Consider the following 3,551-nt stretch of genomic DNA (forward strand, 5'->3'; position numbering starts at 1 on the left):
GCCCCGCACCATGCTTCCTCCAAAGCCTGCAGACAATTTCAAGAAAGCCAGTCGCTCCAATGATGAGTGGCGTGACCTGCTGACGCCCGAACAGTTCAATGTCGGCGTCAAGGAAGGCACCGAACGCCCCTTCTCACCCGGCAATCACAATGATGAGAAGCGCGACGGCGTCTATCATTGCGTCGGCTGCGACACGCCGCTCTGGTCATCTGAGCACAAATTCGATTCAGGCACCGGCTGGCCGAGCTTCTACAAGCCGATCCGAGAGACAGCGGTCGACACCAAAACCGACTTCAAGATGATCATGCCCCGCAAGGAATGCCATTGCGCAACCTGCGGCCTGCACCAGGGTCACGTCTTCAAGGATGGCCCACCACCGACCGGCCAACGCTGGTGCATCAATGGTGTTGTGCTCAATTTCAAGCCTGCATGAAACGCCGCGGATTGGTCGCTATTGCCGCATTCGTCCTCTTATCGCTCGGGACGTGCGCACTAACGGTTCTGCTGAAGCCTGAAACCACGGCCTATGCCGGCGAATGCGTACGTCGGGTCGATGGCGCGCTGACCAATGTCTGCGAGACCGACGTCGTCGTCGCCCTCTGCCGCGACGCCTCACCGGCCAGCCGGGACCAAGACCCGTGCGTCTATGAGACGCTGACCCCGTATGCCGTCTTCACCCGGACACTGGAGACGACCTCGGAGGGGGCGCCCTACACGCTCGCCTGCCATGCCCCTTTCGAGCCCGAATGGCGCCGCAGCCAGGGCAATTATCAGCGTTTCGAGAAAGCCTGCCGAAAACCGGACAAAGCCTCTGGACAGACGTTCTGAACCGGCTAGGCCTGTTCCCATAAATATCCATAGGGGAGCGACTTTGATGCGCCTGCATTTCCTGTTAGCGAGCGCCGCCAGCACTGCCCTGATCGCAGGGTGTACCACTCAAATGGAAGCCACCGAGCTGACTGAACAAATGACTGAATCCACTGCCACAGACGTAGCCGAAACCATCGCTGCGCCGACCCCGCCCACAGCCAAAAGAGAGCCCGTCACCATCGAACAGGTCGGCCGTACGCGGACCGATCCGTATCAATGGATGAAGGATGAGAACTGGCAGAAAGTGATGCGCGACCCGTCCGTCCTGCGCGCCGACATCCGCGAATATCTTGAAGCCGAAAACGCCTACACCAAGACCGTTCTCGAAGACCCGACCGAATCGCTGCGCGAAACCCTGTTCGAAGAGATGCGCGGGCGCATCAAGGAAGATGACAGCTCGGTCCCGAGCAAGGACGGCCCATACGCCTATTATGTGCGCTACCGCGAAGGCGGCGAATATCCGATCTATGCGCGCAAGCCCGCCGACCAGGCCTTCCAGGACGACGCGCCGGAAACCATCCTGTTCGACGGCGACCAGGAAGCCGAGGACGAAAGCTATTTCTCGATCCGCGGTCTCGACCAGTCGCCGGACCACACGCTGCTCGCCTCGGCCATCGATACCCAGGGCAGCGAATATTACACGATCAGCGTCCGCAATATCGAAACCGGCGAAGCGGTGGGTGAGCCGATTGAAGGCACCTATGGCAGCTTTGTCTGGGGCGCCAATTCCGACCTTCTCTACTGGGTCGAGCGCGATGATAATGGCCGCCCGACCGCGGTCTTCCAGCGTAATCTCGAAACCGGTGAGGATGTCGAGATCTATCGCGAGGCAGATCCGGGTTTCTTTGTCGGCGTCGACAAGACCGAATCGGAAGAGTTCATCACCATCGAGACTGGCGGCCACACCTCCGGCGAAGTCTATGTCTTTCCCGCCGACGCCACCGATCCTGAGCCGAAGCTGATTGCACCGCGCAAGGAGGATGAGGAATATTCCGTCACGCATTGGAATGATGCCTTCTACATCCTGACCAATGCCGACGGCGCGGTCGACTTCAAGCTGATGAAGGCCCCGATCGACAATCCGGGCCGTGAGAATTGGGAAGAAGTCGTCCCGCATCGCCCGGGCACGCTCATCCTTGGCCTCGATGCGCATAAGGATCACCTGATCCGGCTTGAGCGTGAGAACGCCCTGCCAAGAATCGTTATTCGCGAGCGCACCACCGGCGACGAGCACACCATCGCCATGGATGAAGAGGCCTATGATCTTGGTCTGTCAGGCTCAGGCGAGTTTGATTCGACCGTGATGCGCTATGAGTACGCCTCCCCTGCTGTGCCGGACCAGACCTATGATTATGACATGGCGACGCGTGAGCGGACCCTGCGCAAGACACGCGAAATCCCGTCCGGCCACAATCCGGAAGACTATGTCGTCGAGCGCATCATGGCGCCGGCCTGGGATGGCGAGGAAATTCCGGTCACGATTCTTCGCCGCGCCGACACGCCCGTGGACGGCTCAGCGCCACTTCTCCTCTACGGCTATGGCTCCTACGGCATCACCGTCACGCCAGAGTTCAGAACCAGCCGCCTTAGCCTTGTCGATCGCGGCTTCATCTATGCCATTGCCCATATCCGCGGCTCTCAGGCCAAAGGCTATCAATGGTATCTCGATGGCAAGCTGGAAAAGAAGGACAACACCTTCAAGGATTATATCTCCTCTGGGCGCTATCTGGTCGACAATGGCTATGGCGCGCCAGGCCGTGTCGTCGGCCATGGCGGATCGGCGGGCGGGCTTCTTATGGGGGCCGCGGCCAATCTGGACCCGGATCTTTTCGGCGGGATCATTGCCGCTGTGCCCTTCGTCGATGTGATCAACACCATGTCGGATGAGAGCCTGCCGCTCACCCCGCCGGAATGGCCCGAATGGGGTAATCCGATCACGGACGCAGAGGCCTATGACACCATCCTCGCCTACAGCCCGTATGATCAGGTCTCCGATCAGGATTATCCTGCCATGTTGATCACGGGCGGGCTGTCTGATCCGCGCGTCACCTATTGGGAACCGTCGAAATGGGCGGCCAAACTGCGCCATGAAGCGCCCGAGGCCGGACCCTATTTCCTGCGCATCAATATGGATGCCGGCCATGGCGGCTCGACGGGGCGCTTTGAAGGCCTGAAGGAAACGGCCGTCGAATACGCTTTCGCCCTCGCCGCAGTCGGGAAGGCCGAAAGCCTTGACCTGTCGGACACTGCCGGCAGCGAATAATACCAGCCGACACGGCGGCTTCCGCCGCTTAGAACAAAGCCCGCCTCGCCTTTTGTGATGCGGGCTTTTTCATGCCTGCCCGTCCAGGTCGCGGACAAAGAAAAGGCCCGGCACAAGGGCCGGGCCTGATCACTTATTGAAGCTTACTGGAAGCCTAGGTGTTTGGACCACCGCTAACGATGATCGTAACTTCCGAACGGCGGTTCAGCGGCTCGCGAACACCATCACGGGTTGCTTTGGCAAGATCGTTCTCACCGCGGCCTTCCGTCGAGATCATGTCAGAACCGATACCGCGTGTCGTCAGAGCGTTGCCAACCGAAGCTGCACGACGTGCTGACAGACGCTGGTTGTAGGCGTTGCCACCCGAGGTGTCGGTGTGACCAACAATGGTCACAGAATTCGCTGCACAGTCTTCACG

Annotated in this window: 4 protein-coding genes; 3 read left to right on the plus strand and 1 reads right to left on the minus strand. The window is 59.8% G+C overall.

Translation table 11 applies throughout. The features are described 5' to 3' along the window. The first annotated feature begins 10 nt into the window (after positions 1–10). From msrB to WA989_RS05645, 3 genes are all read left to right on the plus strand, one after another. Positions 11–433: a peptide-methionine (R)-S-oxide reductase MsrB gene (msrB, locus tag WA989_RS05635; RefSeq protein ID WP_424339531.1), complete on the plus strand. Its 423-nt coding sequence runs from the start codon at positions 11–13 to the stop codon at positions 431–433. Continuing rightward, on the plus strand, positions 430–828 hold the full coding sequence (locus WA989_RS05640) for a hypothetical protein (RefSeq protein WP_424339528.1): 399 nt from the start codon (positions 430–432) through the stop codon (positions 826–828). Before msrB ends, WA989_RS05640 begins: the two co-directional genes overlap by 4 nt. A 139-nt stretch (positions 829–967) precedes the next feature. Continuing rightward, positions 968–3,133, plus strand: coding sequence for a S9 family peptidase (locus tag WA989_RS05645; protein ID WP_424339529.1), 2,166 nt, complete (start codon positions 968–970; stop codon positions 3,131–3,133). Between the two features lie 154 nt (positions 3,134–3,287). Here WA989_RS05645 and WA989_RS05650 read toward each other — a convergent pair. Next, a partial coding sequence (locus WA989_RS05650; RefSeq protein WP_424339530.1) for an OmpA family protein occupies positions 3,288–3,551 on the minus strand: 264 nt, incomplete at its 5' end.

This window comes from Henriciella sp. (assembly GCF_049649345.1).
Lineage (GTDB): Bacteria > Pseudomonadota > Alphaproteobacteria > Caulobacterales > Hyphomonadaceae > Henriciella.